The organism is Cupriavidus sp. GW823-FHT07A04, assembly GCF_058794615.1.
The window spans coordinates 54,458-79,499 of the sequence record NZ_JBXAHA010000026.1 but is presented as its reverse complement, the minus strand read 5'-3'; the positions used below and the strand labels follow the sequence as shown (position 1 = coordinate 79,499).

Sequence of the window (25,042 nt, the reverse complement as noted above, 5' to 3'; positions counted from 1 at the left end):
ACCTGCCATGTCCTTTCCTGTCTCATTCACAGCGCGCGCATTCGTGGCGCTGACCGCCCTCGCTGCTTTGGCCAGCCTCCAGTCCGCGCGCGCCCAGAGCCCGATCCTGGAGCAGATCCGGGAATCCGGCACGATCACGATGGGCTATCGCGAGGGCGCGCTGCCGTTTTCTTTCTCCGACATCAAGGGCCAGCCTTCGGGCTACGCCGTGGATTTGTGCCTGCGTGTGGCCGAGGCCGCGCGCCAGAAGCTCGGCCTGAAGGACCTGAAGGTGCGCTGGCTGCCGCTGACGGCGCAGAGCCGCGTGCCGGCGGTGATGAACGGTCTGGTGACCGTGGACTGCGCGCCCAACACCAATACGGTCGAGCGCCAGAAGCAGGTCGCATTCAGCGTATCGCACTATGTGTCGGTGGTGCGCATGCTGGTTCGCGAGGATTCCGGCATCCAATCTCTCAACGACCTGCGCGGCAAGGTCGTGGTCACCAGCGCGGGCTCCACCGGCCATGCCGATGTCATTGCCGGGCAAGGTACGGTCACGCGCGAATTGCTGGAGGAAACCGGCCCGCTCGATGCCTTGTTCGTTTGCCAGGGGGGCGGGGGGCTGCTTGGGGGCGCCGCCCTGGTGAAAGAACAGCTCTCGCCCGGTTGCCTGCTGTACGGCGTCGAGCCGCAGGCCGGCAATCATGGGCAGCAGTCGCTTCGCCGTGGCGCCATCGTGCATATCGAGCCACCCGACACGATTGCCGACGGCGCGCGCGCCCAGCATCTTGGCGCGCTGACGTTCGGGCTGATCCGCCGCGGCGTGACCGACATCCTCGCCGTGCCGGACCATGCGCTGCTTGAATGCATGCGCATGTTCGCGCAGGCCATGAAGCTGGTGGTCGAGCCGACCGGCTGCCTTGGCCTTGCGGCCGCGCGCTATGCGGGGCTACCGCTGCAGGGCAAGCGTGTTGGCATCATCATCAGCGGCGGCAATGTGGATCTGGCGCGTTATGCGGCATTGCTGTCGGTGGACGCGTGCCTTGGCAGTGAAGCCGCAGCCGGCCCTGCCTCGGCTGCCCGCTTGCAGTTGAACGGCATATCTTCGTAGTCGATCAGCCGCGTCTTCTTGACCAGCCGATAGCCAAGCCAGAGAACCAGGAACAGCGGCACGCCGATGTAGGTGCCGACAATCTCCAGCCAGCGCCCGCGCACGTCGGAGAAGGCCTGGTAGTTCTGGCCAAGCACGATCACCACGCACAGCACGATGGCAAAGATGGGTCCAAACGGGTAGAGCGGCGAGCGGTAAGCCAGGTCGGACGGCTTGTAGCCCTGGTGCACCAGCCCCCGGCGAAAGCGGTAGTGGCTGATGGCGATACCAAGCCAGGCGATAAAGCCAGTCATGCCGGACGTGTTCAGCAGCCACAGGTAGACCGCCTTGTCGCCAAACAGCGAGCTGAGAAAGCACAGGGCGCCGACGGCGGTGGTGGCGAACAGCGCCACGTAGGGCACGCCGCTGGCGGAGAGCCGCGCCAGCGCGCGCGGCGCCCGCCCGCTGACCGCCAGCCCGTAAAGGATCCGGGTGGAGGCGTACATGCTGGAGGTGCCGGCGGAGAGCAGGGCGGTCAGCACCACGGCATTCATCAGGCCGGCGGCGAAGGCCAGGCCGGCGTGGCGGAACACCAGCGCGAAGGGGCTGACGCCGATGTCGGTGACGTCGTTGCGCAGCAGGCTGGGGTCGGTGTAGGGGATCAGCACGCCGATGATCAGGATCGCCAGCACGTAGAACAGCAAGATGCGCCAGAAGGTCTGGCGGATGGCGCGCGGGATGGTGCGTGCCGGGTCGGCGGCTTCGCCGGCGGCCACACCGACCGTTTCCGTGCCCTGGAAGGAGAACCCGGCGATCATGGCCACGCCGAACATGGCGGGGATGCCGCCAACGAAGGGGGCATCGCCCAGCGTGAAGTTGTGCCAGCCGGACTGCGGGCCACCTTGCATGATGCCGAAGATCATCATCAGGCCGGCAGCCAGGAAGATCAGGATCGTGGCCACCTTGATCAGGGCGAACCAGTACTCGGCCTCGCCGAAGCCGCGTACCGAGAAGGCATTGAGGCCAAACATCAGCAGCAGGAAGCCCGCGCTCCACACCACGCCGGAGACGTGCGGAAACCAGTACTGCATCACTAGTTGAGCCGCCGCCAGCTCCACGGCAATCGTGACCGCGAGGCTGAACCAGTAACTCCAGCCGAGCGCGAAGCCAAAGCCTTCTTCTACGTACAGCGCGCTGTAGGTGACGAAAGAGCCGGCCACCGGCATATGCACGGCGAGCTCGCCCAGGCTGGTCATCAGGCAGTACACCATCAGCCCGATCAGGCAGTACATCAGCAGTGCGCCACCGGGCCCCGCCTGGGAGATCGACGCGCCGGAGGCTACGAACAGCCCGGTGCCGACCGCGCCGCCGATGGCGATCATGGTCAGGTGGCGGGCCTTGAGTTTGCGCTGCAGGTCGTCGTGCTCGACGACGGGGTGCTGGTGAGGATGAGGTTGGGAAGACATCAGGGTCACTGGAACTTCGGCGGGCGGGGCCGCGACTTCGGAGCGGGTGACGCCTTGTGGGGCACCCGAGCGGGCAAAGGGCGCGAGTTTAGCGGGTTATCCGGGTAAATCCGAGGGTTGCGGCGGTTTATGTCAGGAAAGTCGCCTACTGTGACTAGAGGCCATCCTCAGGAACTGGATAATGTGCTGTAGGGGTCATGAGACTCCGGGCTTACCCTAGCTTTTTGGTGGCCTTTGGCAGCCTGAATGCACGCCGGCGCGATCCGCCATGAATGAGGCGCATGGTGGTGCCAGCGAAGCCCCAAAATGAAATTGAACGACCGTGCTATTTTGTGTATGCTTGATCCGCTCGCGATAGGGTGGGCACGGGCCGAGGGGGGCAAGCACAGTGCTTCCCCGGTGGCCGGGCGGTGGTTTTGGGCCCCGCGGAAAAACATAATTCGAGAATTCGAATCCCGAGACACCTTCTAGTTCTAGTTACCAAAGGAACCAGCATGACAGCGCAGTATCAGGTTCAGGACGGCGTCGCCGTCATCACGCTCGACAATCCCCCCGTCAATGGCCTGGGTCTCAGCACCCGGCTTGGCATCGTCGAAGGCATGACCCGTGCGCTGGACGATGCGGCCGTCAAGGCCATCGTCATTACCGGCGCCGGCAAAGCCTTCTCGGGCGGCGCCGACATCCGTGAATTCAATACGCCCAAGGCCACCCAGGAGCCGACGCTGCACTCGGTGATCAAGGTCGTGGAAGGATCTAGCAAGCCCGTCGTGGCGGCGATCCATTCCGTCGCCATGGGCGGTGGCCTGGAACTGGCGCTGGGCTGTAACTACCGTGTGGCTTCGAAGGGCGCGCAGATCGCCCTGCCGGAAGTGAAGCTGGGCCTGCTGCCCGGCGCTGGCGGCACGCAGCGCCTGCCGCGCGTGATCGGCCTGGAAGCCGCCCTGAACATGATCGTGTCGGGCAACGCCATCCCCAGCGAAAAATTCGCCGGCACCAAGCTGTTCGACGAGATCGTCGACGGTGACGTGCTGCCCGCAGCCGTGGCGTTTGCCAAGACGGCGGCGGCCAACCCCGGCCCGTATCCCAAGGTGCGCGACCTGAAGGTCAAGCACGAGAACGCGGAAGGCTTTATCGCTTTCTCGCGCAATACCGTGGCAGCCGTTGCCAAGAACTTCCCGGCGCCGCTGAAGTGCGTGGATGCCGTGGCCGCCTCGCTCAAGCCGTTCGAAGCTGGCCTGAAGGCCGAGCGCGAGGGCTTCATGTACCTGATCACCACGCCGGAATCGCGCGCGCTGCGTCACGCCTTCTTTGGCGAACGCGCCGCCAGCAAGATTCCTGACGTGCCGGAAGGCACCGCAACCCGCAAGATCGAGAAGGTCGCCGTGATCGGCGCCGGCACCATGGGCGGCGGCATCACCATGAACTTCCTGAACGCCGGCGTGCCGGTGATCATGCTGGAAACCAAGCAGGAAGCGCTGGACCGCGGCGTGGCCACGATCCGCAAGAATTACGAAAACAGCGCCAAGAAGGGCAAGCTCACGCAAGAGAAGGTCGAGCAGCGCATGGGCCTGCTGACCACCACGCTGTCCTATGACGAGATCAAGGACGCGGACATGGTCATCGAGGCCGTGTTCGAGGAAATGGGCGTCAAGGAGATCGTCTTCAAGAAGCTGGATGAAGTGATGAAGCAGGGCGCGATCCTGGCTTCGAACACCTCCACGCTGGACGTCAACAAGATCGCCTCCTTCACCAAACGTCCGCAAGACGTGGTCGGCATGCACTTCTTCAGCCCGGCCAACGTGATGAAGCTGCTGGAAGTGGTGCGCGGCGAAAAGACGGGCAAGGACGTGCTGGCAACCGTCATGCAGGTCGCCAAGAAGATCAAGAAGACCGCCGTGGTATCGGGCGTGTGCGACGGCTTTATCGGCAACCGCATGATCGAGCAGTACAGCCGCCAGGCTGGCTACCTGCTGGACGAAGGCGCGCTGCCGGAGCAGGTGGACAAGGCCATCGAGAAGTTCGGCTTTGCCATGGGCCCGTTCCGCATGGGCGACCTGGCCGGCAACGACATCGGCTGGGCGATCCGCAAGCGCCGCGCGATCGACAAGCCGGAAATCCAGTACTCCAAGACCGCCGACCTGCTGTGCGAACTGGGTCGCTATGGCCAGAAGACCGGCGCGGGTTGGTACGACTACAAGGCGGGCGACCGCAAGCCGTACCCGAACCAGCAGGTCAACGACATGATCGTGCAGCATTCCAAGGACCTGGGCATCACCCGCCGCAAGATCTCCGATGAGGAAATCGTCGAGCGCCTGGTGTTCGCGCTGGTCAACGAAGGCGCCAAGATACTGGAAGAAGGCATTGCCTCCAAGGCCTCGGATATCGACATGGTCTACCTGACCGGCTACGGTTTCCCGCTGTTCCGCGGTGGCCCGATGCTGTACGCGGACCAGGTTGGCCTGTTCAATGTGGCGCAGTCGATGGCGCGTTATGCCAAGGGCTACCACGGCGAAGCCTGGCAAGCAGCCCCGCTGCTGGTCAAGTTGGCTGGCGAAGGCAAGGGCTTCAACGGCTAAGCATAGCCAAGGCGATTTCGCGCGGCGCAGTCAGGCCGCGCGGGGTTCTCATCACTGATCGCAAACCGGTCACCAAGCGAGGAGTAGCGGCATGGCCAAGCAATACGGCCCCGAAGATTGCCTGCTGGTCATCGACGTGCAGAACGACTTCATGCCGGGCGGCGCGCTTGCCGTGGCGCATGGCAATGAAGTCGTCCCCGTGATCAACCGCCTCGCGACGGCGTTTGCGCGAGTGGTGCTGACCCAGGACTGGCATCCCGCCGATCACGTTTCGTTTGCCGCCAACCATGCCGGCACGCAGCCGTTCCAGACCGTGGCGTTGCCCTATGGCCAGCAAGTCCTGTGGCCCACGCATTGCGTGCAGGGCACCTACGGCGCGGCGCTGCATGCCGGGCTGGAAGTGCAGCACGCGCAGATGGTGATCCGCAAGGGCCATCACCGCGAGGTGGATAGCTACTCGGCCTTCATGGAGGCCGACCGCGCCACCCCGACGGGGCTCGCGGGCTATCTGCGCGAGCGTGGCGTGCGCCGGGTGTTTTGCGTGGGACTGGCAACGGATTACTGCGTTGCCTGGAGCGCGCTGGATGCCCGCGCGGCGGGGTTCGAGGCCGTCGTGGTCGAGGATGCCTGCCGCGCCATCGACCTCGACGGGTCGCTGGCGCGTGCGTGGCAAGACCTGGAAGCCGCAGGCGTGCGACGCGTGCAAGCGGCCGCGCTGCTGTCCTGAAACCGAAGAATCGCCAAGCCAACCCGAGCTGACGCGGCTGAACCCAGCCAACGACATATTGCATGACACTGCCGGACGTGAACGCACGCCGCAGGTCACCAGATACCAGAGATACCGAGGAGCAAGACATGAAAGAGGCAGTCATCGTTTCCACCGCACGTACCGGCCTGGCCAAAAGCTGGAAGGGTGCTTTCAACATGACCCACGGCGCGACCCTGGGCGGCCATGCGGTCCAGCACGCCATTGCGCGCGCCAAGATCGACGCCGGCGAAGTGGAAGACGTGCTGATGGGCTGTGCCAACCCGGAAGGGGCCACTGGCGCCAATATCGCGCGCCAGATCGCGCTGCGCGCGGGCTGCCCGGTTACCGTGCCCGGCGCCACCGTGAACCGTTTCTGCTCGTCCGGCCTGCAAACCATCGCTATGGCCGCGCAACGCGTGATTGCCGATGAAGGCGACATCTTCGTGGCCGGTGGCGTGGAGAGCATCTCCTGCGTGCAGCAGGAAATGAACCGCCACATGATCCAGGAAAGCTGGCTAACCAAGAACAAGCCGGAAATCTACTGGAACATGCTGCAAACCGCCGAGAACGTGGCCAAGCGCTACAACATCTCGCGCGAGCGCCAGGACGAGTACGGCGTGCGCAGCCAGCAGCGCGCGTTCGCGGCCCTGGAAGCCGGCAAGTTCAACGACGAAATCGTGCCGATCACGGTGCTCGCGGGCGTGGCCGACAAGGCGACCGGTCAGCTGATGACCAAGGAAGTCACGGTCTCGGCCGACGAAGGCATCCGCGGCGATACCACGCTGGAAGCCGTGTCGAAGATCCGCACCGCCATGCCCGGCGGCGTGGTCTCGGCAGGCAATGCATCGCAGTTCTCCGACGGTGCTTCGGCGGTCGTGGTCATGGATTCGAAGGTGGCCGAGGCCCGCGGCCTGCAGCCGCTGGGCGCGTTCCGCGGCTTTGCCGTGGCCGGCTGCGAGCCTGACGAAATGGGCATCGGCCCGGTGTTCGCGGTGCCCAAGCTGCTGAAGAAGGCCGGCCTGACGGTTGCCGACATCGGCCTGTGGGAGCTCAACGAAGCCTTCGCCGTGCAGGTGCTGTACTGCGCCGACACCCTGGGCATCCCCATGGACCGCCTGAACGTCAATGGCGGCGCCATCGCGGTGGGCCATCCCTATGGTGTGTCGGGCGCCCGCCTGGTCGGCCATGCGCTGATCGAAGGCAAGCGCCGTGGCGCGAAGTACGTGGTGGTGACCATGTGCATCGGCGGCGGCCAGGGTGCTGCCGGCCTGTTCGAAGTCTTCTGAGGCGGCACGGTACCGTGCGCGATTCAGCCGACCCGATGCTGGACCGTGGCCGGGAGGTGCAGGCCAGCCAGCCCTTCCCGGTGCTGGTCGGCGCCGAGCTGGACGCGCCGGTGGTGACCTCCGAGTACAAGATCAACTACCTGCGCCCGGCGATCGGCGACACGCTGATCGCCCGCCTGGGCGAAGGCAGCTAGGCACGGCGGGAAAGAGACGGGCGCGCGAGCGCCTTTTTCTTTCCCCGCGCCGTTTAGAGATACAGAATTTGCGGTGCGCCATGAGAGCGCGCCGTTGTGGAGACAGCGATGATCCCCGCCGCGAGGCTTGCAGTTGATGCCGCCGCCGACGGGTCGCGCATCTTTGATTTTCCCTTTCAGTCTGGGAGCCGTTTCCTGCCATGTCGCTGATCCTTTCCCGCCGTGACCTGAACTTCGTGCTGTACGAATGGCTCAAGGTCGAGGGGCTGACCCGTATTCCGCGCTACGCCGACCATTCCCGCGAGACCTTCGACGCCGCGCTCGATACCTGCGAGAAGATCGCCGCCGACCTGTTCGCGCCACATAACAAGAAGAACGACCAGCAAGAGCCGCATTTCGACGGTGAGACCGTCAGCATCATCCCCGAGGTCAAGACCGCGCTAAAGGCCTTCTGCGAGGCCGGCCTGATGGCCGCCGGGCAGGACTACGACATCGGCGGCATGCAACTGCCCGTGGTGGTGGAGAAGGCCGGCTTTGCCTACTTCAAGGGCGCCAACGTCGGCACCAGCTCCTATCCCTTCCTGACCATCGGCAACGCCAACCTGCTGCTCACGCACGGCACGCCGGCGCAGGTGGAGACCTTCGTCAAGCCGGAGATGGAAGGCCGCTTCTTCGGCACCATGTGCCTGTCCGAGCCGCAGGCGGGCTCGTCGCTGTCGGACATCACCACGCGCGCCGACTACGAGGGCGAATCGCCGCTCGGCCAGCAATACCGCCTGCGCGGCAACAAGATGTGGATTTCTGCCGGCGAGCATGAGCTCTCCGACAATATCGTCCACCTCGTGCTGGCCAAGATCCCCGGCCCGGACGGCAAGCTGATCCCGGGCGTGAAGGGCATCTCGTTGTTCATCGTGCCGAAATACCTGGTCAACGCCGACGGCAGCCTGGGCGAGCACAACGACGTGGTGCTGGCCGGCCTGAACCACAAGATGGGCTATCGCGGCACCACCAACTGCCTGCTGAACTTCGGCGAAGGCATGAAGTACAAACCGGGCGGCAAGGCGGGGGCCATTGGTTACCTGGTGGGCGAGGCCCACAAGGGCCTGGCCTGCATGTTCCATATGATGAACGAGGCCCGCATCGGCGTGGGCCTGGGCGCGGTCATGCTGGGCTATACCGGCTACCTGCATTCGGTCGATTACGCGCGCACCCGCCCGCAAGGCCGCCCGATCGGCCCCGGCGGCAAGGATCCGGCCAGCCCGCAGGTGCGGCTGGTGGAGCACGCGGATATCCGCCGCATGTTGCTGGCGCAGAAGAGCTATGTGGAAGGCGGGCTGGCGCTCAACCTGTATTGCGCGCAACTGGTGGACCAGGAGCGTGCTGCGCAGGGTGCCGAGCATGAACGCCTGGCACTGCTGCTCGATATCCTCACGCCGATCGCCAAGAGCTGGCCGTCGCAGTGGTGCCTGGAAGCCAACAACCTGGCCATCCAGGTGCACGGAGGCTACGGCTACACCCGCGAGTACAACGTCGAGCAGTTCTACCGCGACAACCGCCTTAACCCGATCCACGAAGGCACGCACGGCATCCAGGGCCTGGACCTGCTGGGCCGCAAGGTGGTGATGAAGGACGGCGCGGCCTTCAAGGTGCTGGGCGAAGAGATCCAGGCCACCATCGGCCGCGCCCTGGCCAGCGGCGATGCCGCGCTGGGCAGTCACGCCAAGGCGCTGGGCGCCGCCGTCAAGCGCGTGGCGCAAGTCACGCAGGCGTTGTGGGCGGCGGGCGACGCCACGGTGACGCTGGCCAACGCCTCGGTCTACCTGGAAGCCTTCGGCCATGTCGTGCTGTCGTGGACGTGGCTGGAGCAGGAACTGGTGGCGCAGGCCGCACTGGCGGGAGCCAAGGGCCAGGAGGACCAGGACTTCTATCGCGGCAAGCTGGCGGCGGCGGCGTACTTCTTCCGCTGGGAGTTGCCCAAGGTGGGCCCGCAGCTAGACCTGCTGGCCTCGCTGGACCGCACCACGCTGGACATGCAGGACGCCTGGTTCTGAGCGGCATCCAAGCAAGATGAACGAGCGCGCGCATCGATCTGCGCGCGCGCCAAACCAAATCGGGAGACACCATGAACACCATCCAGCAATTGTTCGACCTGAAGGGCAAGACGGCACTGATCACCGGCGGCTCGCGCGGGCTTGGCCTGCAGATTGCCGAAGCGCTTGGCGAGCAGGGCGCGCGCATCGTGCTGTCGGCGCGCAAGGCCGATGAGCTGCAAGCGGCGCAAGCCCACCTCAAGGCGCTTGGCATCGATGCCGAGTGGATCGCCGCCGACGGCGCGCGCGATGCGGATATCGTGCGCCTGGCCGACGAGGCACTGGCCAAGCTGGGCCATATCGACATCCTGGTCAACAATGCCGGCGCCACCTGGGGCGCGCCTGCCGAAGATCACCCGGTGGAAGCCTGGGACAAGGTGATGAACCTGAATATCCGCGGCGTGTTCCTGCTGTCGCAGCGCATCGGCAAGCTGTCGATGATTCCGCGCCGCTATGGCCGCATCATCAACGTGGCCTCCATCGCCGGCCTGGCGGGCAACCCGCCGGGATCGATGGAAACCATTGCCTACAACACCTCCAAGGGCGCGGTGGTGAACTTTACCCGCACGCTGGCGGCCGAGTGGGGCGAGCACAACATCACGGTGAACGCGCTGGCGCCGGGCTTCTTCCCCTCCAAGATGACGCAGGGCTCGCTGGACCGCCTTGGGGTGGATGCCATGTGCGCGTCGGTGCCGCTGCACCGGCTGGGCGACGACGAAGACCTGAAGGGCGCGGCGCTGCTGTTCGCCAGCGCCGCCGGCAAGCACATCACCGGCCAGGTGCTGGCGGTGGATGGCGGCGTGAGCGCGGTATAAAGTCCATGCTCCAATGCGGTTGGCTCATGCAGGGCGGGGCTTTTTCGCCTCGCCAGCCGGCCAGCCGTACCGTCTTCGCCACACTAGCAACTATGACTAAAACCAACGGATTTCCCCTCAAGATTCCCTTCCTTGCCGATCTCGGCGTGCAATGCACCCGCATGGACAAGGAGGGCAGCGAGATCGAACTGGCGCTGGAAACGCGTCACCAGAACAGCTGGGATATGGCCCATGGCGGCGTGCTGATGACGCTGCTCGACGTGGCCATGGCCATCGCCGGTCGCGCCGCCGATCCCGATGGCCGCGGGGTGGTCACCATCGAGATGAAGACCAGTTTCATGGCGCCTGGCCGCGGCAAGCTCATCGCGCGCGGCCAGTGCGTGCACCGTACCAGCACCATGGCCTTTTGCGAGGCGGAGATCGTCGACGCCGATGGCAAGACCGTGTCGCGCGGGTCGGGCACGTTCAAGTTCGTCAAGCGCGTGCCGCCGCAGCGGGCGGCAAGCGGCGCTTCGGATACCGGCGCGGACGGCTGAGGCCGCGGGGCAGAGAGGGGATATTAGCTACAAGACCGGCAGGGTCACCAGAGCCGGCGGCGCGCAGCAGCTGTAAAACAAAAATGGAGACAAGATGCTGTTTGAACGGATTGCCGCCACGCGGCGATTGAAACTGACCGTGCTCGCCGCCTTCGGCGCAGGAGCCCTTGCCATGTATCAGCCGGGCCAAGCCCAGAATGCACCTGTTCCTTCGGCCGGCGCGCCGGTTGCGGCACCTGCCGCGCCAGTGTTCCCGGACGCGGCCGCCACCGATCCCGTTGCGGCGGGCTGGATGCAGGGCTTTCCTCCCGCAGCCGCCAAGGTCATCAGCTTCACTCCTGCCAGCAACGGCTTCCCGCGCACGCGCTGGAGCTTTTCGCATATCCGCGAACTGGTCCCGACAGCCTCGGTCTGGCACGGGCGCGGCCCGGTTTCGGCACTGCCGCGTGCCGAGCGCGATATCGGTGGCGTGCCGTTCACCGATGCCGACGGCACCCGCCGCACGTTCAGCGACATGCTCGGCCTGACCTATACCGACGGCATCCTGGTGATGCACAAGGGCCGGGTCGTCTACGAGAAGTACTTCGGCGCGCTGGACGACCATACGCCGCACATCGCCATGTCGGTCACCAAGTCCTTCGTCGGCACGCTGGCTGCCATGCTGGTGGCGGACGGCAAGCTGGATCCCGCCGCGCCCGTTACGCGCTACCTGCCGGAGATGGCGGGCACCGCCTACGGCGATGCGACTGTGCGCGAAGTCATGGACATGACGGTGGGCGTCAAGTATTCCGAAAACTATGCCGAGCCCAAGGCCGAGATCTGGGACTACAGCCGCGCCGGCGGCATGATGCCGCGCGAGCCCGGCTATGCCGGACCCAAGACGTTCTACGAATTCCTGGCCACCTTGAAGAAGGAAGGCGAGCATGACCAGGCCTTCGCCTACAAGACCGTCAATGCCGAAGTCCTGGCCTGGATCGTCAAGCGCGTGTCCGGGCAGTCGCTGGCCAAGCTGCTTTCCGAGCGCGTCTGGCAAAAAATGGGCGCGGAGAACGATGCCTACTTCATGGTGGACAGCATCGGCAGCGAGTCCGGTGGCGGCGGCCTGAATACCACGCTGCGCGACCTGGCCCGCTTTGGCGAGACCATGCGCAACGGCGGCCGCTTCAATGGCCAGCAGGTTATCCCGGCCGAAGTGGTGGCGGACATCCGCCGCGGCGGCGATCCCGCCAAGTTTGCCAAGGCTGGCTATGCCACCTTGCCCGGCTGGAGCTACCGTTCGATGTGGTGGGTCTCGAACGACGACCACGGCGTGTTCGAGGCACGTGGCATCCACGGCCAGCGTATTTACGTCGATCCCAAGGCGGAACTCACCATCGTGCGCTACGCCTCGCATCCCATCGCGGCCAACGGCGCCAACGACCCCGTCACGCATCGCGCGTATCGGGCACTGGCGCTGTCATTGATGAAATAACCAAACAAGCCGGCAAGCTGACCAGCTAGCCGGCAACGACCCACAACGAACGGCAAAGGGCGAGTGTCCTTGTCCATTTCACTGTAAGGAAGCCATCATGTCGAACACCTACAAGCGCATCGTCCTGGCATCGCGTCCCACCGGCGCCGTGACCCCTGACAACTTCCGCCTGGAAGAGGTGCCTGTGCCCGAGATCGGCGAAGGCGAGGTGCTGGTCCGCAATCATTTCCTGTCGCTCGATCCGTATATGCGCGGCCGCATGAACGAGGGCAAGTCGTACGCCACCCCGCAGCCGCTGGGCGACGTGATGATCGGCGGCACGGTTGGCGAGATCGTGGCGACGAAGAACCCCAAGTACGCAGTCGGCGACAAGGTGGTCGGCATGTTCGGCTGGCAGGAAATGGGCGTCACCAATGGCATCGGCATCCAGAAGGTCGATACCACCCATATTCCGCTGTCGGCCTACCTCGGCTCGGTCGGCATGCCCGGCGTCACGGCCTGGTATGGCTTGAACAAGATCATCCAGCCGAAGGCCGGCAAGACCATCGTGGTGAGCGCGGCCTCCGGCGCGGTCGGCAGCGTGGTGGGCCAGCTGGCCAAGCTCCAGGGCTGCCGCGTGGTCGGCTTTGCCGGCGGCAAGGACAAGTGCGACTACGTGGTCAATGAACTCGGCTTCGATGCCTGCGTTGACTACAAGGCGGCCAAGGACAGCAAGGCGCTGTACACGATGTTCAAGGAAGCCACCCCGGATGGCGTGGATGGCTACTTCGAGAACGTCGGCGGCGAGATCCTCGACACCGTGCTGGCCCGCATGAACGCCTTTGGCCGCATCGCCATCTGCGGCATGATCGCTGGCTACGATGGCCAGCCGATGCCGCTGAAGAACCCGCAGCTGATCCTGGTGTCGCGCCTGACCGTGGAAGGCTTCATCGTGTCCGAGCACATGGACGTGTGGCCGCAAGCGCTGCAAGAGCTCGGCACCGCGGTGGCGCAAGGCAAGCTCAAGTTCCGCGAGAGCATTGCGCAAGGCCTGGCGAGCGCGCCGGAAGCGTTCATGGGCCTGCTCAAGGGCAAGAATTTCGGCAAGCAACTGGTCAAGCTGGTTTAACCAGAGGCATGCACCGAAGCCGCCGAGCGGGCCAGAGCCGCGCGCCATGACGACGGCTGTCTCTCCCTCTCCCCTCAGGGGGAGAGGGCCGGGGAGAGGGGTGGCTTAGCTAGGAGGCACTTGGAGCGAAGCCCGTGGTGTTGTCCGGCACGCAGGCGTAACGAGCGCCCGCCCTCTCCCCCGACCCCTCCCGCACGCGGGAGAGGGGGGCAAACCAACTACGAACAAGGAGATTCCCCATGAACGCCCCTGCAGAAAGCACCAGGCCCCAGGCCGACCAGGACGAAATGGCCGCCGGCCTGTCCGAAGCGGTCAAGGCCAAGTACCGCGTACTGCCGCGCCCGCCGAAGTTCGATACACCGGCAGAGGAGCGCCTGCACCGCAAGCAGCGGCTGGCCGCGGCCTTCCGTTTGTTTTCCAAGTTCGGCTTCGACGAAGGCGTGGCCGGCCACATCACCGCGCGCGATCCCGAGTTTCCGGATACGTTCTGGGTCAACCCGTTCGGCGTGCATTTCAGCCAGGTCAAGGTGTCCAACCTGATCCGCTGCGATCACCATGGCGACGTGGTCGAAGGTGATTACCCGGTCAACGCCGCGGCCTTTGCCATCCATTCGCGCGTGCACCAGACCCGTGAAGACGCGGTCGCCGCCGCGCACTCGCACAGCACCTATGGCCGCGCCTGGTCCACGCTGGGCCGCACGCTCGACCCGCTGACGCAGGACGTGTGCGCCTTCTACAACGATCATGCCCTCTACGACGATTTCGGCGGCGTGGTGGTGGAGTTGGACGAAGGCCAGCGCATCGCCAACGCGCTGGGCAGCAACAAGGCCGCGATCCTGCAGAACCATGGCTTGCTGACAGTGGGCAAGACGGTGGACGAAGCTGCCTGGTGGTTCATCACCATGGAGCGCTCATGCCAGGTGCAGTTGCTGGCCGAGGCCGCCGCCGCGCGCACCAATGCGCCGCTGAAGGTGATCTCCGACGCCGCGGCGCGCCAGGCGTACTCGATCGTCGGCACCGCGCAGGCGGGCTGGTTCCAGTTCCAGCCGCTGTACGCCCGCATCGTCAAGGAACAGCCCGACCTGCTGGATTGAAGTCATGGCCGCCTTTGCTCCATTCACTGGCAAGGTCGTGCTGATCACCGGCGCGTCCGACGGCATTGGCGCCGAACTGGCCCTGCTGCTGGCGCAGCAGGGTGCGCGGCTTGCGCTGGCGGCGCGCCGTGTCGACATGCTGCAGGCGCTGGCGGAGCGCATCCGCCGCCAGCACCCGGCCGCCGACGTCGGCGTGTGGCGCGTCGACGTGTCCGACGAGTTCGACTGCCGGCGGCTGGTGGCCACGGTGGTGGCGCAGTATGGCGGGCTCGACGTGCTGGTCAACAATGCCGGCGTGTCCGCCCACGGCTACTTCGAACAGGTATCGGACTACAGCTACTACGAGCAGGTCATGCGCGTGAACTACTTCGGCGCCATGTGGTGCACGCGCGAGGCGCTGCCGCACCTGCGCGAGCGCGGCGGCCTGATGGTGGCGGTGTCCAGCCTGGCCGGCAAGATCGGCGTGCCGGGCCGTACCGCCTACTCGGCCAGCAAGTTCGCACTGGCGGGATTCTGCGAGGCGCTGCGGGCCGAGCTGCGCGGGTCTGGCGTGGATGTGTGCGTGGTGTTCCCCGGCGTGGTGGCGACCGATACGCGCATCAATGGCTTCGGCCCAGACGGCCGCCCACTGGGCGAGAGCCGGCTGCGCGAGGAGGGGGCCATGAGCGCGCAGGAATGCGCGCGCCAGATGCTGGCGGCCATGGCCGCGCGCAAGCGCGAACTGGTGATGACCGGCAAGGGCCGGCTCGGGCTGTGGCTTAAGCTGCTGGCGCCGCGCCTGGTCGAGAACATGGCGCTCAAGGCGCTGAAGCAAACGGGGCGGTAGTGCGGTTGACAGCGCGACAGAGGAAATCGAGCAATAGCAGGCACGCGCCTTGCTGATACCCGTGGCGGCATCCGCCCGACGCACCGGCAGCAGGCATAAGAGAAATTTCAGGCTGAGTTTAATCTGGCTATAGATTGGCGATAGATTGGCTTCAGACTGGCAACACAAGCGATTCCGACACCATGGCAGACCTTATCCTTCACCAGTATGCAACGTCGCCGTTCTCCGAGAAGATCCGCCTGCTGATGGGCGCGAAGGGCCTGGCGTGGCAAGCGGTGGAAATCCCGCCCATCATGCCAAAGCCGGACGTGGTGGCGCTGACCGGCGGCTACCGCCGCACCCCGATCCTGCAGGTCGGGGCCGACATCTATTGCGACACCGCGTTGATCTGCGAGGTGATCGACAGCGCGGCGCCCGCGCGCCCGCTCTATCCCGCCGCGCAAGCGGCCACCACGCGCCTGGTCGCTGGCTGGATCGATACCGCGCTGTTTACCGCCGCCGTCACCTACCTGTTCCAGCCGGCTGGCGCGCAAAGCATGCTGGGCCATCTCACGCCGGCGCAAATGCAGGCTTTCTCGGCCGATCGCAAGGCCATGCGTGGCGAGACCAATGCGCTGCGCATGCCATTGCCCGAGGCCATCGCCATGCTGCATGAAACCTTCGGGCGGCTCGAGCAGCAATTCAAGGCGGGCGTGGCGCATGTGGCCGGGGCCGAGCTGTCGGTGGCGGATTTTTCGCTGTACCACAATATCTGGTTCATCCAGCGCGCCAGCGAGCTGGCCAAGCTGCTGGATGCGTATCCGGCGGTGCAAGCCTGGTATGCGCGCATGAAGGCCTTTGGCCATGGCACGGTGCGGGTGGTCAGCGCGGAGTCGGCGCTAGAAGTGGCACGGCACGCCGATCCGGCCGCGTTGCCTGGCGGGGTGGCTGCCGGCAGCGGCTTCGAAGCGGGCGACGCGGTCACCGTGACGCCAACGGATTACGCGCGCGATCCCGTGGCCGGCGTGCTGGTGGCGCTGGACGCCCACCGTGCCACATTGCGCCGCCAGGACCCGCGTGCGGGCGCGGTCAACGTGCATTTCCCGCGCCAAGGCTATCAAGTGCAGCACGCGGGCTAAGACCCGCGCGGCAAGGCAACCCCATAACAACGACAGCAAACGAGAGGCAGACAACATGAAGCAATTCCAGGGCAAGGTGGCAGTGATCACCGGTGGTGCATCGGGCTTCGGCAAGGAATTCGCCAAGCTGGGTGCGGGACTCGGCATGAAGCTGGTGCTGGCCGACGTGCAGGAGGGCGCACTGGATGGCGCCGTGGCGGAATTCAAGGCGCAAGGCGTGCAGGTGATCGGCGTGCGCGTGGATGTGTCCAAGGCCGAGCAGGTGCAGGCGCTGGCCGATGCCGCCATCGCCACCTTTGGCCAGGTCAACCTGCTGTTCAACAACGCCGGCGTGGGCGCGGGCGGCCTGATGTGGGAAAACACCGAGCGCGACTGGGAGTGGGTGCTGGGCGTCAACCTCTTTGGCGTGATCCACGGTGTGCGCATCTTTACCCCGCTGATGCTCGCGGCCGCGGCCAAGGACCCGTCGTTCGAAGGCCATATCGTCAATACGGCCTCCATGGCCGGCTTGCTCAGCCCGCCCGCGATGGGCGTCTACAACGTCTCCAAGCATGCCGTGGTTTCCCTGTCCGAATCGCTGTACCAGGATCTCAGCCTGGTCAGCGAGCAGGTGCGCTGCTCGGTGCTGTGCCCGTATTTCGTGCCGACCGGCATCACGCAATCGGGCCGCAACCGGCCGGCCGGGCTGGCCAATGACGCTCCGCCTACGCGCTCGCAACTGGTGTCGCAAGCCATGTCGGACAAAGCGGTCAGTTCGGGCAAGGTCACGGCCGCTGAAGTGGCGCAACTCACCTTCGATGCCATCCGCGACAACGGCTTCTATATTTACTCGCATCCGCAGCAACTGGATCCCGTGCGGCAGCGCTTCGAAGATATCATTAGCCAACGCAACCCAAGCGACCCGTTCGCCGACAAGCCGGAAGTGCGCGCCGGGCTCATCGCCGCCTTGCGCGGATAACCGAGGGGGAGCCGCCAGGTGCGGCCAGCAGCAAGTCCACCAGAGACAGCCATTGCGGCAAGGGAGGAATACATGACCAAACCTGCAGTCATTCGCCATCTGCAGTACGCCACCTTGCCCAATGGCACGCGCCTGCACTACGCCAGCGCCGGCGAGCGCGGCAAGCCGCTGGTGCTGTTCGTGCATGGCTTTCCCGAGTTCTGGTACGAGTGGGAAGCCCAGCTGGCCGAGTTCGGCAAGACCCACTTCGCGGTGGCGCCGGACCTGCGCGGCTTCAACCTCTCAAGCAAGCCCGCGGAAGTCGAGGCCTACCGTCCCCGCCACATCGTCGAGGACCTGGTCCAGTTCATCAACGCGCTGGGCTACTCGCATTGCGTGGTGGTGGCGCACGACTGGGGCGGGGCAATCTGCTGGAACCTGGCCATCCAGTTTCCGCAGATGGTGGAGCGGCTGGTCATCATCAATTCGCCGCATCCCTATGTGTTTGCCAAGGCGCTGACCAGCGATCCCCAGCAGCAAGCCGCCTCGGCCTATATGAACTGGCTGCGCGAGCCGGGATCGGAACAAGCGCTGGCGGCGGACGGCTTCGCCAAGCTCGAGGGCTTCCTGAATGGGCAGGGCAAGCAGCCCGCGCCCTGGTTTACCGGCGAGACCCGCGAGAAATACCACGCGGCCTGGTCGCAGCCCGGCGCCGGCGGCTCTCACTCGCTGACCGGCGGTGTGAACTATTACCGCGCGTCGCCCATGCATCCGCCGGGCCCTGGCGAGACGCCTCCCGATATCTCCAGGCTCGATCCCGCCGCCTTCACCGTGCGCGTGCCGACGCTGGTGGTCTGGGGCGAGCGCGACACCGCGCTGCCCAAGAGCCTGCTGGATGGCCTGGACAAGTTCATCCCGGACATGCGGCTGGAGCGCATTCCGGATGGCACCCACTGGGTCATCCACGAGCAGCCGGAGCGCATCAACCTGTTGATCCGGAGCGCTTTGCCCTGATTTGTTGTGCATGCCAGGCCGCGTCAGGCATGCGCGCCTGCGCCGGCCCGGTCGGAAACCGCCGCACTGTGCATGGGGCGGGGTGGCGCCTGCTGCTACATTGACCTGATTCGACGGCGCCGGTGCGCAAGGAAGGTCAAGATGAAGACGATCGGACTGATCGGCGGCATGAGCTGGGAATCCTCAGCCGAATACTATCGCCTGATCAACCAGGACATGAAACAACGTCTCGGCGGCCACCATAACGCGCGCAGCGTCATGGTCACGGTCAGCTTCGAGCAGATCAAGGCACTGCAGCACGCGCAACGCTGGGACGAACTCGGCGAAGCCATGCGGCAAGCCGCCCTGCAGGTACAGGCCGCCGGCGCGGATTTCGTGCTGCTCTGCACCAACACCATGCACCGCGTGGCCCCTGTCCTGGAAGCCGCGCTCGACATCCCCTTTCTCCATATCGTCGATCCCACCGCGCAAGCATTGCGCGCGGCCGGCATCCGGCGCGTGGGCTTGCTTGGCACGGCCTTCACCATGGAGCAGGACTTCTATCGCGGCCGCATGCAGGACAAGCACGGCATCGAAGTCGTGGTCCCCGACGCCGCCGACCGCGCGCTGGTCCACGGGATCATCTACGACGAGCTATGCCACGGCATCGTGCGCGACGCCTCGCGCGATGTGTACCGGCGGATTATCGGCGGCTTGCAGGCGCAGGGCGTGGGCGGGGTGATTCTGGGCTGCACCGAGATCGCGCTGCTGATCGGGCAGGATGATGTGGCGCGGCCGGTGTTCGATACCACGGCTTTGCATGCGCAGGCCGCGGTGGGGCTGGCGTTGGAGGGGGTGGTGGTGGCGAATTAGCCCAGGAGTGAGAAGAACTCCCGGAGCGAGGGCAGGGACAGCGAGGAAGACAGCAAAACGGGAAATCGCAGGAGAATGCCGATTTCCCGTCAGCCATTTAGCTCAACCTGTGCCGATACAACCGGTAATTCTCGTCATCAAAGCAGACAAAACTGACCTGCTCGATGGTGGGTGCGGCCACCAGGGCCTTGCGTACCGCCTCGATGGCAATGTCCACGGCGCGCTCGCGCGGGAAACCGTAGATGCCGGTGCTGATATTGGGAAAGGCGATGGTGCGCAGCTTGTGCTGCGCGGCTAGCGCGATGCTGGCCTGGTAGGCGCTGGCAAGGAGGGCGTCTTCGCCGTGGTCGCCCCCTTGCCAGACCGGGCCGACCGCGTGGATGACGTAAGGCGCGGGCAGCAGGCCACCGGTGGTGATCACCGCCTGGCCGGTGGGGCAGCCGCCCTTGGTTTCGCGAATGCCGCGACAGGCGGCCATGATGGCGGGACCGCCAGCGCCGTGGATGGCGCCGTCGACACCGCCGCCACCGAGCAAGCCGCTATTGGCGGCATTGACGATGGCGTCGACTTCCATGCGGGTGATGTCTCCGTGCAAGACCTGCAGGTGTTCCCCTGTCATGACCTCTTCTCCGTGCTGGGTGGTAAAGCTGGATCGCCCCGGCTGTTCCGCGCACCTGTGCTGCCGGCCCGCCGCGGCACTTACATGGATTCCGCCAGCATACGCCGATAATCCGCGGCGCTGGCCTCTTTCGGGTTGGTCTTGTGGCAATGGTCGACCAGTGCGCCGGCGATCACCTTGTCGAACATGTCTTCGGTGACCCCCATCTGGCGCAGACCAGTGGGCAGCCCGAGGCGCGCGGTCATGTCGTGCACGGCCTGGGCCAGGTCGGCGTCCTGGGGCAGGCCCATGGCATGGCGCAGGCGGGCGTAGCGGTTGTCGCGCACCACGCTGGGCGCGTCGGCGTTGAAGTGCAGCACCGCTGGCATCACCACCGCATTCAGGGTGCCGTGGTGCAGGCCGGTCTTGCCGTCCACCTTGAGGCCGCCGAGCGGGTGCGATAGCGAGTGCACGCAGCCCAGTCCCTTCTGGAAGGCCATGGCGCCCTGCATGGAGGCGCTCATCATGTTCAGGCGCGCGTCGCGGTCCTGGCCGTCGCGGGTGGCGCGTTCGATATGCTTCCAGCCGCGCTCCAGGCCGTCCAGGGCGATGCCGTCGGCGGGCGGGTTGAAGGCTGGCGCCAGGAAGGTTTCCACACAATGCGCGATGGCATCCATGCCGGTGGCGGCGGTCAGGCCGGCCGGCAGGCCGAGCGTGAGGCCCGGGTCACAGATGGCGGATTTCGGCAACAGGTGCCACGAGTGGAAGCCGAGCTTGCGGCCGTCTTCCAGGATGATGATGGCACCGCGCGCCACCTCGCTGCCGGTGCCCGAGGTGGTCGGCACGGCGATCAGCGGCGCGGCGCGCTCGGTGATCCTGGCGCTGCCGCCTTCGATGGTGGCGTAGGTGGTCAGCTCGCCGGGATGGGTGGCGAGGATGGCGATGCCCTTGGCCAGGTCGATGGAGGAGCCGCCGCCGACCGCGATCAGCCCATCGCAGCCGCTATCCCGATACTGCGCCGCGGCCTTCTTGACCATGGCTTCGGTCGGGTTGGAGGGGGTTTCGTCGAAGATCTCGTGCGGCAGGCCGCCCAGGGCCACGACGGCCTGCTGGGCCACACCGGCGGCAACCACGCCTTTGTCGGTGACGACCAGCGGGCGCCGGATGCCGATGCGCTCGCACTCTGCCTTGAGCTGGCTGATGGTGCCGAAATCCAGGTGGATGTGGGTCAGGTAATAAATGAAGGCCATCTATGCTGTCTCCGTCGATGAGGGTTTTCTATTTCTTCTGGCTTCTGACTTCTGGCTTTTCTGACGATGGTCGATGATCGCGCAAAACCTGCCGCCCTGACCAGCCCCAGGGAAATTTCATATGCTTTGCTGCAGAAACATCTGGAATCATACTAAAATCGAACGATCGTTCACAATTCGAACGCCAGCGGCGCTGACGCCACTGGGGATTCGGCTGCTGCCGAAGGTTCGTTGCTACTGATTCTGAGTGTCCATGTCCGCTGTCCCGCCTGATTCCACCGCTGCGCCCGCCCAGCCTGTGCCTGCCTTGCCCGGCATGCCGACGGTGCCGCTGGACCCGCAGGTGGCGGCGTTGCTGGAGCTGATCGGGCGCGTGAAGCGTCCGTCCATCCACGAACTGGACCCGGCCGACGCCAAGACCGCCTACGAAAAGAGCGCGCCCATCATGGATATCGCGCCGCTGGCCGTGCACAGCGTGGAAAACCTGACGGTAGCCGCGCGCGATGGCTACGACATCCCGGTGCGGCTGTATGCGCCGCGCGAGGCCAGCTGGGCCGAGCCGTTGCCCTTGCTGGTGTACTTCCATGGCGGCGGCTTCACGGTGGGCAGCGTCAACTCGCACGATCCCTTGAGCCGGCTGCTGTGCATGCAGGCGGATTGCATGGTGCTGTCGGTGGACTACCGGCTTGGCCCGCAGTGGAAGTTTCCTCATGCGGCGAACGATGCGTTCGATGTCATGGCGTGGGTGTTCGCCGAGGCCGCGCGCCTGGGCGCCGATGCCGGCCGTATCGCCCTGGGCGGCGACAGCGCGGGCGGCACCCTGGCCAGCGCCTGCGCCGTGCACGCGCGGGATCTGGGCCTGGAGCCTGTCCTGCAGATGCTGATCTATCCCGGCACCTGCGCCCGCCAGGACACGCCTTCGCATCGCGCGCTGGCCGAGGGCTATCTGCTGACCGCGCCGATGATCCAGTGGTTTTTCTCGCAATACCTGGACAGCGAAACCAGCCGCGACGACTGGCGTTTTGCCCCGCTGGACGGTGGTGGCACGGGTGCCGACGTGCGCGGTTGCTGCCCGGCCTGGATCGCCGTGGCGGGCTACGACCCGCTGCACGACGAAGGCGTGGCCTACGCGGCCAAGCTGCGCGCCGCGGGCGTGCCGGCGCAATTGGCCGACTACCAAGGCATGATCCACGATTTTTTCAAGCTGGGGCGCTTTGTCCCGGCGGTGGCCGGCGCGCATGGCGACGCGGTCGCCGCCTTGCGCGCTGCCTTCGACGGCTGAGCGGGACTTGCCGGCACGGGCCGGCAGCCAGATCGAAGCGGTCGCAGAACCCCCGGTTTCATTGGCTTTACGTGTAGTGCATTACTTGTAGCAGTAGCAAAAGGAGACACAGACTCATGCAACGCCGCCATTTCCTCGCCCATGCGGGCGCGCTCGCCGCCACCGCGGCTACCCTGGGGCTGGCCAGCGCGCCGGCCCTGGCGCAGGCGGACAATTTCCCGCAACGGCCGATTCGCCTGATCATCGGCTATACCGCGGGCGGTTCCACCGACCTGCCGTTCCGCGTGCTGGCGGAAAACGCTTCCAAGATCCTCGGCCAGCCGGTGATCATCGAGAACAAGCCTGGCGCCGGCGGGGTATTGCCCGCCCAGCTGATGCAATCGACCCAGCCGGACGGCTACACGCTGGCGCAGGTGGCCATGCCGGTCTACCGCCTGCCGTACACCACCAAGATCAACTGGGATCCGGTCAAGGACTTGTCGTACGTGATCAACCTGGCCGGCTACTCGTTTGGCCTGGTTGTGCCGGTGGATTCGCCGATCAAGACCATGCAGGACTACATCGCCTACGCCAAGGCCAACCCGGGCCGCCTGACCTACGGCTCGCCGGGCTCGATGACCACGCTGCACCTGACCATGGAAGAGCTGGCCATGAAGCAGAACGTGCAGTTCTCGCATATTCCGTACAAGGGCAACTCGGAATCGATGCAGGCCCTGCTGGGCGGGCACGTGATGTCGGTGGCGGACACCCCGGCCTGGGCACCGTACGTGGAGTCCGGCAAGCTGCGCCTGCTGTCGACCTGGGGCGAGAAGCGCTCGGCGCGCTTCCCCAATGTGCCGACGTTGAAGGAGCTGGGCCTGGGCATCGTGCAGACCTCGCCGTTCGGCGTGGTGGCACCCAAGGGCACCGATCCGAAGATCGTGAAGAAGCTTCACGACGGCTTCAAGAAGGCCATGGAAATGCAGAACTACCGCGATGCGCTGGCCAAGTTCGACATGGAGCCGTTCTACATGAGCAGCGAGCAATACGCGCACTTCGCCGCCGATACGGTCAAGAAAGAGAAGGCCATCATTGACAAGCTGGGGCTGAACAAGCCGCAATAAGCCTGACTTAGCCGCTTTATGCCGGCGCCGCCCTGTCCGGGGCCGGCGCCGTTTTCATATCAGGCCGATATCTGGCCGGCAATCAAGGAGGGACGCTGACATGGCGAAGGAAGATTTCCGTCACAGCATGCCGCTGCGCGTGCGTTGGGCCGAAGTGGATCCGCAATCGATCGTGTTCAACGCGCATTACCTGACCTACTGCGATATCTGCGTGACGGAGTACTGGCGGGCGGTGGGGATCCGGTATCCGGAGGATGTGCTGCACGCGCACGGCGTGGATATCTTCGTGGTGAAGTCCACGCTGGAGTATCACGCGTCCGCGCGCTTTGACGACATGCTGGAGATCCGGGGGCGGATTGCGCGCCTGGGCCGCTCCAGCATGTTGTTCCGCGTGGAGATGTACCGCGGCGACGAGCACCTCGTCACGGGCGAGATCGTCTATGTCTGCGCGGATCCCGCTACGCAGAAGTCGGCGCCGATTCCGGGGCCGGTGCGGGAAACGATCACGGCGTATGAAATGGTGAAGCCGGACGCTTGATCTGTCCGGCTTTCGTGGTTTCAGGTGTGGCAGCATTGGCCTGCGTGCAAGCCAGCGCCGCCAAGACGCGTCTGCGGGTTCAACGCGCCGCTATGCCCGCGTCCTCGATATAAGCCCGGATCACCGCATCGAAATCCTGGTCGCCCTGGAACCCCAGCGCCAGCGCGCGCTCCGTATTCCATGCGGCAGGCCAGGTGCCGACGATATTCTCGATGCGCGCCTCGCGCTCCCAGCTCACGCGATTCGCCACGGTGTCGCCGGCCACGCGCCGCAACGCCGCCACCATCTCCTTGGGCGTGACCGACAAGCCGGGCAGGTTCACCGTCCGGCGTTCGCCAAGCTCGGCACCATCGATCTCCATGCCCCGCGCCAGCGCGGCAATCGCCCCGCGCGGGGACAGTAGCCACAGCGGCGTTTCCGGCGAGACCGGGCAATTGGCGGCAACGCCTGCCAGTGGCTCGCGGATGATGCCGCTGGCGAACGACGATGCCGCGGCATTGGGCTTGCCTGGCCGCACGCTGATGGTCGGCAGGCGCAGCACGCGGCCGTCGATAAAGCCGCGGCGGCTGTAGTCCGACAGCAGCAGCTCGCCGATGGCCTTCTGCGCGCCGTAGGAGGATTGCGGATTGAGCGCGGTATCGTCCTGCACCACAGCGGGCAGGGTGCCGCCGTACACCGCCACCGAACTGGTGAACACCACGCGTGGCCGGCTGCCATGTTTCACGTGAAGCGCCCGGCAGGTTTCCAGCAACGCGCGCGCGGCATCCAGGTTCACGCGCATGCCCAGGTCAAAATCCGCCTCGGCCTGGCCGCTGACCACTGCCGCCAGGTGAAACACCGCGCCGGTGTGTTCGTCGATCGCCTGCGCAAGCACGGCGGGATCCGACAAGTCGCCGGTGACCACGCGCACGCGCGTGTCGTTCAGCGCAGGCGGTGCTACCACGTCGAGCAGCGTCAGGCCCGCGATGGCGACGGGCTTGCCGTCGATGTCCAGGGTGCCGCGTTTTAACAGCTGGCGGGCCAGTTGCAGGCCAAGAAAGCCTGCCCCGCCGGTGATCAGTACTTGCATGT

The 25,042-nt window shown here is 65.6% G+C and carries 23 protein-coding genes; 19 read left to right on the top strand and 4 right to left on the bottom strand.

Annotation, left to right across the window (positions count from 1 at the left end):
• The first annotated feature begins 7 nt into the window (after positions 1 to 7).
• A complete protein-coding gene (locus AC1Q7Q_RS34865; RefSeq protein ID WP_492374570.1) occupies positions 8 to 1,090 on the top strand; it encodes a pyridoxal-phosphate dependent enzyme in 1,083 nt (360 codons plus the stop codon).
• Here the strand turns inward: AC1Q7Q_RS34865 and AC1Q7Q_RS34860 are convergent.
• A complete protein-coding gene (locus tag AC1Q7Q_RS34860; protein WP_492374571.1) occupies positions 991 to 2,535 on the bottom strand; it encodes an amino acid permease in 1,545 nt (514 codons plus the stop codon). The genes AC1Q7Q_RS34865 and AC1Q7Q_RS34860 overlap by 100 nt on opposite strands.
• Positions 2,536 to 3,029: 494 nt before the next feature.
• Between AC1Q7Q_RS34860 and AC1Q7Q_RS34855 the strand changes: the two genes are divergently transcribed.
• The 15 genes from AC1Q7Q_RS34855 (at position 3,030) to AC1Q7Q_RS34785 (ending at position 19,200) form a co-directional block, all read left to right on the top strand.
• The gene (locus tag AC1Q7Q_RS34855) at positions 3,030 to 5,111 is read left to right on the top strand and encodes a 3-hydroxyacyl-CoA dehydrogenase NAD-binding domain-containing protein (protein ID WP_174426390.1); all 2,082 of its coding nucleotides are present in this window, start codon (positions 3,030 to 3,032) and stop codon (positions 5,109 to 5,111) included.
• Between the two features lie 91 nt (positions 5,112 to 5,202).
• A complete protein-coding gene (pncA, locus tag AC1Q7Q_RS34850; RefSeq protein ID WP_492374572.1) occupies positions 5,203 to 5,838 on the top strand; it encodes a bifunctional nicotinamidase/pyrazinamidase in 636 nt (211 codons plus the stop codon).
• A gap of 128 nt (positions 5,839 to 5,966) precedes the next feature.
• On the top strand, positions 5,967 to 7,145 hold the full coding sequence (locus AC1Q7Q_RS34845; protein ID WP_492374573.1) for an acetyl-CoA C-acyltransferase: 1,179 nt from the start codon (positions 5,967 to 5,969) through the stop codon (positions 7,143 to 7,145).
• Between the two features lie 14 nt (positions 7,146 to 7,159).
• Positions 7,160 to 7,339 (top strand): hypothetical protein, encoded by a 180-nt coding sequence (locus AC1Q7Q_RS34840; RefSeq protein WP_492374574.1) that lies wholly within the window; start codon positions 7,160 to 7,162, stop codon positions 7,337 to 7,339.
• A 200-nt stretch (positions 7,340 to 7,539) separates the two neighbouring features.
• On the top strand, positions 7,540 to 9,390 hold the full coding sequence (locus AC1Q7Q_RS34835) for an acyl-CoA dehydrogenase (RefSeq protein ID WP_492374575.1): 1,851 nt from the start codon (positions 7,540 to 7,542) through the stop codon (positions 9,388 to 9,390).
• 71 nt (positions 9,391 to 9,461) lie between these two features.
• A complete protein-coding gene (locus tag AC1Q7Q_RS34830; protein ID WP_492374576.1) occupies positions 9,462 to 10,244 on the top strand; it encodes an SDR family oxidoreductase in 783 nt (260 codons plus the stop codon).
• Between the two features lie 92 nt (positions 10,245 to 10,336).
• Complete coding sequence (locus AC1Q7Q_RS34825) at positions 10,337 to 10,780, top strand: PaaI family thioesterase (RefSeq protein WP_174426385.1); 444 nt, start codon at positions 10,337 to 10,339, stop codon at positions 10,778 to 10,780.
• Positions 10,781 to 10,874: 94 nt separating this feature from the next.
• A complete protein-coding gene (locus AC1Q7Q_RS34820) occupies positions 10,875 to 12,251 on the top strand; it encodes a serine hydrolase domain-containing protein (protein WP_492374577.1) in 1,377 nt (458 codons plus the stop codon).
• Between the two features lie 97 nt (positions 12,252 to 12,348).
• On the top strand, positions 12,349 to 13,359 hold the full coding sequence (locus tag AC1Q7Q_RS34815; protein ID WP_492374578.1) for an NADP-dependent oxidoreductase: 1,011 nt from the start codon (positions 12,349 to 12,351) through the stop codon (positions 13,357 to 13,359).
• Positions 13,360 to 13,598: 239 nt separating this feature from the next.
• On the top strand, positions 13,599 to 14,453 hold the full coding sequence (locus AC1Q7Q_RS34810; protein WP_492376311.1) for a class II aldolase/adducin family protein: 855 nt from the start codon (positions 13,599 to 13,601) through the stop codon (positions 14,451 to 14,453).
• A 4-nt stretch (positions 14,454 to 14,457) separates the two neighbouring features.
• Entirely contained in the window at positions 14,458 to 15,279 is an 822-nt protein-coding gene (locus AC1Q7Q_RS34805; protein ID WP_150990339.1) for an SDR family oxidoreductase, read from the top strand.
• 182 nt (positions 15,280 to 15,461) lie between these two features.
• The gene (locus AC1Q7Q_RS34800) at positions 15,462 to 16,397 is read left to right on the top strand and encodes a glutathione S-transferase family protein (protein ID WP_492376310.1); all 936 of its coding nucleotides are present in this window, start codon (positions 15,462 to 15,464) and stop codon (positions 16,395 to 16,397) included.
• A 55-nt stretch (positions 16,398 to 16,452) separates the two neighbouring features.
• Entirely contained in the window at positions 16,453 to 17,355 is a 903-nt protein-coding gene (locus AC1Q7Q_RS34795; RefSeq protein ID WP_492376309.1) for an SDR family oxidoreductase, read from the top strand.
• 72 nt (positions 17,356 to 17,427) lie between these two features.
• Positions 17,428 to 18,348: an alpha/beta fold hydrolase gene (locus AC1Q7Q_RS34790; protein WP_416048660.1), complete on the top strand. Its 921-nt coding sequence runs from the start codon at positions 17,428 to 17,430 to the stop codon at positions 18,346 to 18,348.
• Between the two features lie 141 nt (positions 18,349 to 18,489).
• Positions 18,490 to 19,200 (top strand): aspartate/glutamate racemase family protein, encoded by a 711-nt coding sequence (locus AC1Q7Q_RS34785; RefSeq protein ID WP_492376308.1) that lies wholly within the window; start codon positions 18,490 to 18,492, stop codon positions 19,198 to 19,200.
• Positions 19,201 to 19,297: 97 nt separating this feature from the next.
• Here the strand turns inward: AC1Q7Q_RS34785 and AC1Q7Q_RS34780 are convergent, their stop codons facing one another.
• Complete coding sequence (locus AC1Q7Q_RS34780; RefSeq protein WP_043346598.1) at positions 19,298 to 19,819, bottom strand: O-acetyl-ADP-ribose deacetylase; 522 nt, start codon at positions 19,817 to 19,819, stop codon at positions 19,298 to 19,300.
• Positions 19,820 to 19,899: 80 nt separating this feature from the next.
• Positions 19,900 to 21,048 (bottom strand): 4-hydroxybutyrate dehydrogenase, encoded by a 1,149-nt coding sequence (gbd, locus tag AC1Q7Q_RS34775; RefSeq protein WP_492376307.1) that lies wholly within the window; start codon positions 21,046 to 21,048, stop codon positions 19,900 to 19,902.
• Between the two features lie 316 nt (positions 21,049 to 21,364).
• On the opposite strand from gbd, the gene AC1Q7Q_RS34770 reads away from it, so the two are divergent.
• The 3 genes from AC1Q7Q_RS34770 to AC1Q7Q_RS34760 all read left to right on the top strand — a co-directional run bounded on the left by AC1Q7Q_RS34770 (position 21,365) and on the right by AC1Q7Q_RS34760 (position 23,971).
• The gene (locus tag AC1Q7Q_RS34770) at positions 21,365 to 22,330 is read left to right on the top strand and encodes an alpha/beta hydrolase (RefSeq protein WP_492376313.1); all 966 of its coding nucleotides are present in this window, start codon (positions 21,365 to 21,367) and stop codon (positions 22,328 to 22,330) included.
• A gap of 116 nt (positions 22,331 to 22,446) precedes the next feature.
• Positions 22,447 to 23,433 carry a tripartite tricarboxylate transporter substrate binding protein gene (locus tag AC1Q7Q_RS34765; protein ID WP_150990354.1) on the top strand — a complete coding sequence of 329 codons (987 nt, stop codon included), beginning with the start codon at positions 22,447 to 22,449 and terminating at the stop codon, positions 23,431 to 23,433.
• Between the two features lie 100 nt (positions 23,434 to 23,533).
• The gene (locus AC1Q7Q_RS34760) at positions 23,534 to 23,971 is read left to right on the top strand and encodes a YbgC/FadM family acyl-CoA thioesterase (protein ID WP_492376306.1); all 438 of its coding nucleotides are present in this window, start codon (positions 23,534 to 23,536) and stop codon (positions 23,969 to 23,971) included.
• 79 nt (positions 23,972 to 24,050) lie between these two features.
• On the opposite strand, the gene denD is transcribed toward AC1Q7Q_RS34760, so the two are convergent.
• Positions 24,051 to 25,040, bottom strand: a complete 990-nt coding sequence (gene denD / locus AC1Q7Q_RS34755) for a D-erythronate dehydrogenase (RefSeq protein WP_492376305.1) — start codon at positions 25,038 to 25,040, stop codon at positions 24,051 to 24,053.
• Between the last annotated feature and the right edge of the window lie 2 nt (positions 25,041 to 25,042).

Excerpts from the sequence above, each read along its gene's own strand:
- AC1Q7Q_RS34865 (WP_492374570.1), top strand. The coding sequence starts at position 8 with ATGTCCTTTCCTGTCTCATTCACAGCGCGCGCATTCGTGGCGCTGACC.
- AC1Q7Q_RS34860 (WP_492374571.1), bottom strand. The coding sequence starts at position 2,535 with ATGTCTTCCCAACCTCATCCTCACCAGCACCCCGTCGTCGAGCACGAC.
- AC1Q7Q_RS34855 (WP_174426390.1), top strand. The coding sequence starts at position 3,030 with ATGACAGCGCAGTATCAGGTTCAGGACGGCGTCGCCGTCATCACGCTC.
- pncA (WP_492374572.1), top strand. The coding sequence starts at position 5,203 with ATGGCCAAGCAATACGGCCCCGAAGATTGCCTGCTGGTCATCGACGTG.
- AC1Q7Q_RS34845 (WP_492374573.1), top strand. The coding sequence starts at position 5,967 with ATGAAAGAGGCAGTCATCGTTTCCACCGCACGTACCGGCCTGGCCAAA.
- AC1Q7Q_RS34835 (WP_492374575.1), top strand. The coding sequence starts at position 7,540 with ATGTCGCTGATCCTTTCCCGCCGTGACCTGAACTTCGTGCTGTACGAA.
- AC1Q7Q_RS34830 (WP_492374576.1), top strand. The coding sequence starts at position 9,462 with ATGAACACCATCCAGCAATTGTTCGACCTGAAGGGCAAGACGGCACTG.
- AC1Q7Q_RS34825 (WP_174426385.1), top strand. The coding sequence starts at position 10,337 with ATGACTAAAACCAACGGATTTCCCCTCAAGATTCCCTTCCTTGCCGAT.
- AC1Q7Q_RS34820 (WP_492374577.1), top strand. The coding sequence starts at position 10,875 with ATGCTGTTTGAACGGATTGCCGCCACGCGGCGATTGAAACTGACCGTG.
- AC1Q7Q_RS34815 (WP_492374578.1), top strand. The coding sequence starts at position 12,349 with ATGTCGAACACCTACAAGCGCATCGTCCTGGCATCGCGTCCCACCGGC.
- AC1Q7Q_RS34810 (WP_492376311.1), top strand. The coding sequence starts at position 13,599 with ATGAACGCCCCTGCAGAAAGCACCAGGCCCCAGGCCGACCAGGACGAA.
- AC1Q7Q_RS34805 (WP_150990339.1), top strand. The coding sequence starts at position 14,458 with ATGGCCGCCTTTGCTCCATTCACTGGCAAGGTCGTGCTGATCACCGGC.
- AC1Q7Q_RS34800 (WP_492376310.1), top strand. The coding sequence starts at position 15,462 with ATGGCAGACCTTATCCTTCACCAGTATGCAACGTCGCCGTTCTCCGAG.
- AC1Q7Q_RS34795 (WP_492376309.1), top strand. The coding sequence starts at position 16,453 with ATGAAGCAATTCCAGGGCAAGGTGGCAGTGATCACCGGTGGTGCATCG.
- AC1Q7Q_RS34790 (WP_416048660.1), top strand. The coding sequence starts at position 17,428 with ATGACCAAACCTGCAGTCATTCGCCATCTGCAGTACGCCACCTTGCCC.
- AC1Q7Q_RS34785 (WP_492376308.1), top strand. The coding sequence starts at position 18,490 with ATGAAGACGATCGGACTGATCGGCGGCATGAGCTGGGAATCCTCAGCC.
- AC1Q7Q_RS34780 (WP_043346598.1), bottom strand. The coding sequence starts at position 19,819 with ATGACAGGGGAACACCTGCAGGTCTTGCACGGAGACATCACCCGCATG.
- gbd (WP_492376307.1), bottom strand. The coding sequence starts at position 21,048 with ATGGCCTTCATTTATTACCTGACCCACATCCACCTGGATTTCGGCACC.
- AC1Q7Q_RS34770 (WP_492376313.1), top strand. The coding sequence starts at position 21,365 with ATGCCGACGGTGCCGCTGGACCCGCAGGTGGCGGCGTTGCTGGAGCTG.
- AC1Q7Q_RS34765 (WP_150990354.1), top strand. The coding sequence starts at position 22,447 with ATGCAACGCCGCCATTTCCTCGCCCATGCGGGCGCGCTCGCCGCCACC.
- AC1Q7Q_RS34760 (WP_492376306.1), top strand. The coding sequence starts at position 23,534 with ATGGCGAAGGAAGATTTCCGTCACAGCATGCCGCTGCGCGTGCGTTGG.
- denD (WP_492376305.1), bottom strand. The coding sequence starts at position 25,040 with ATGCAAGTACTGATCACCGGCGGGGCAGGCTTTCTTGGCCTGCAACTG.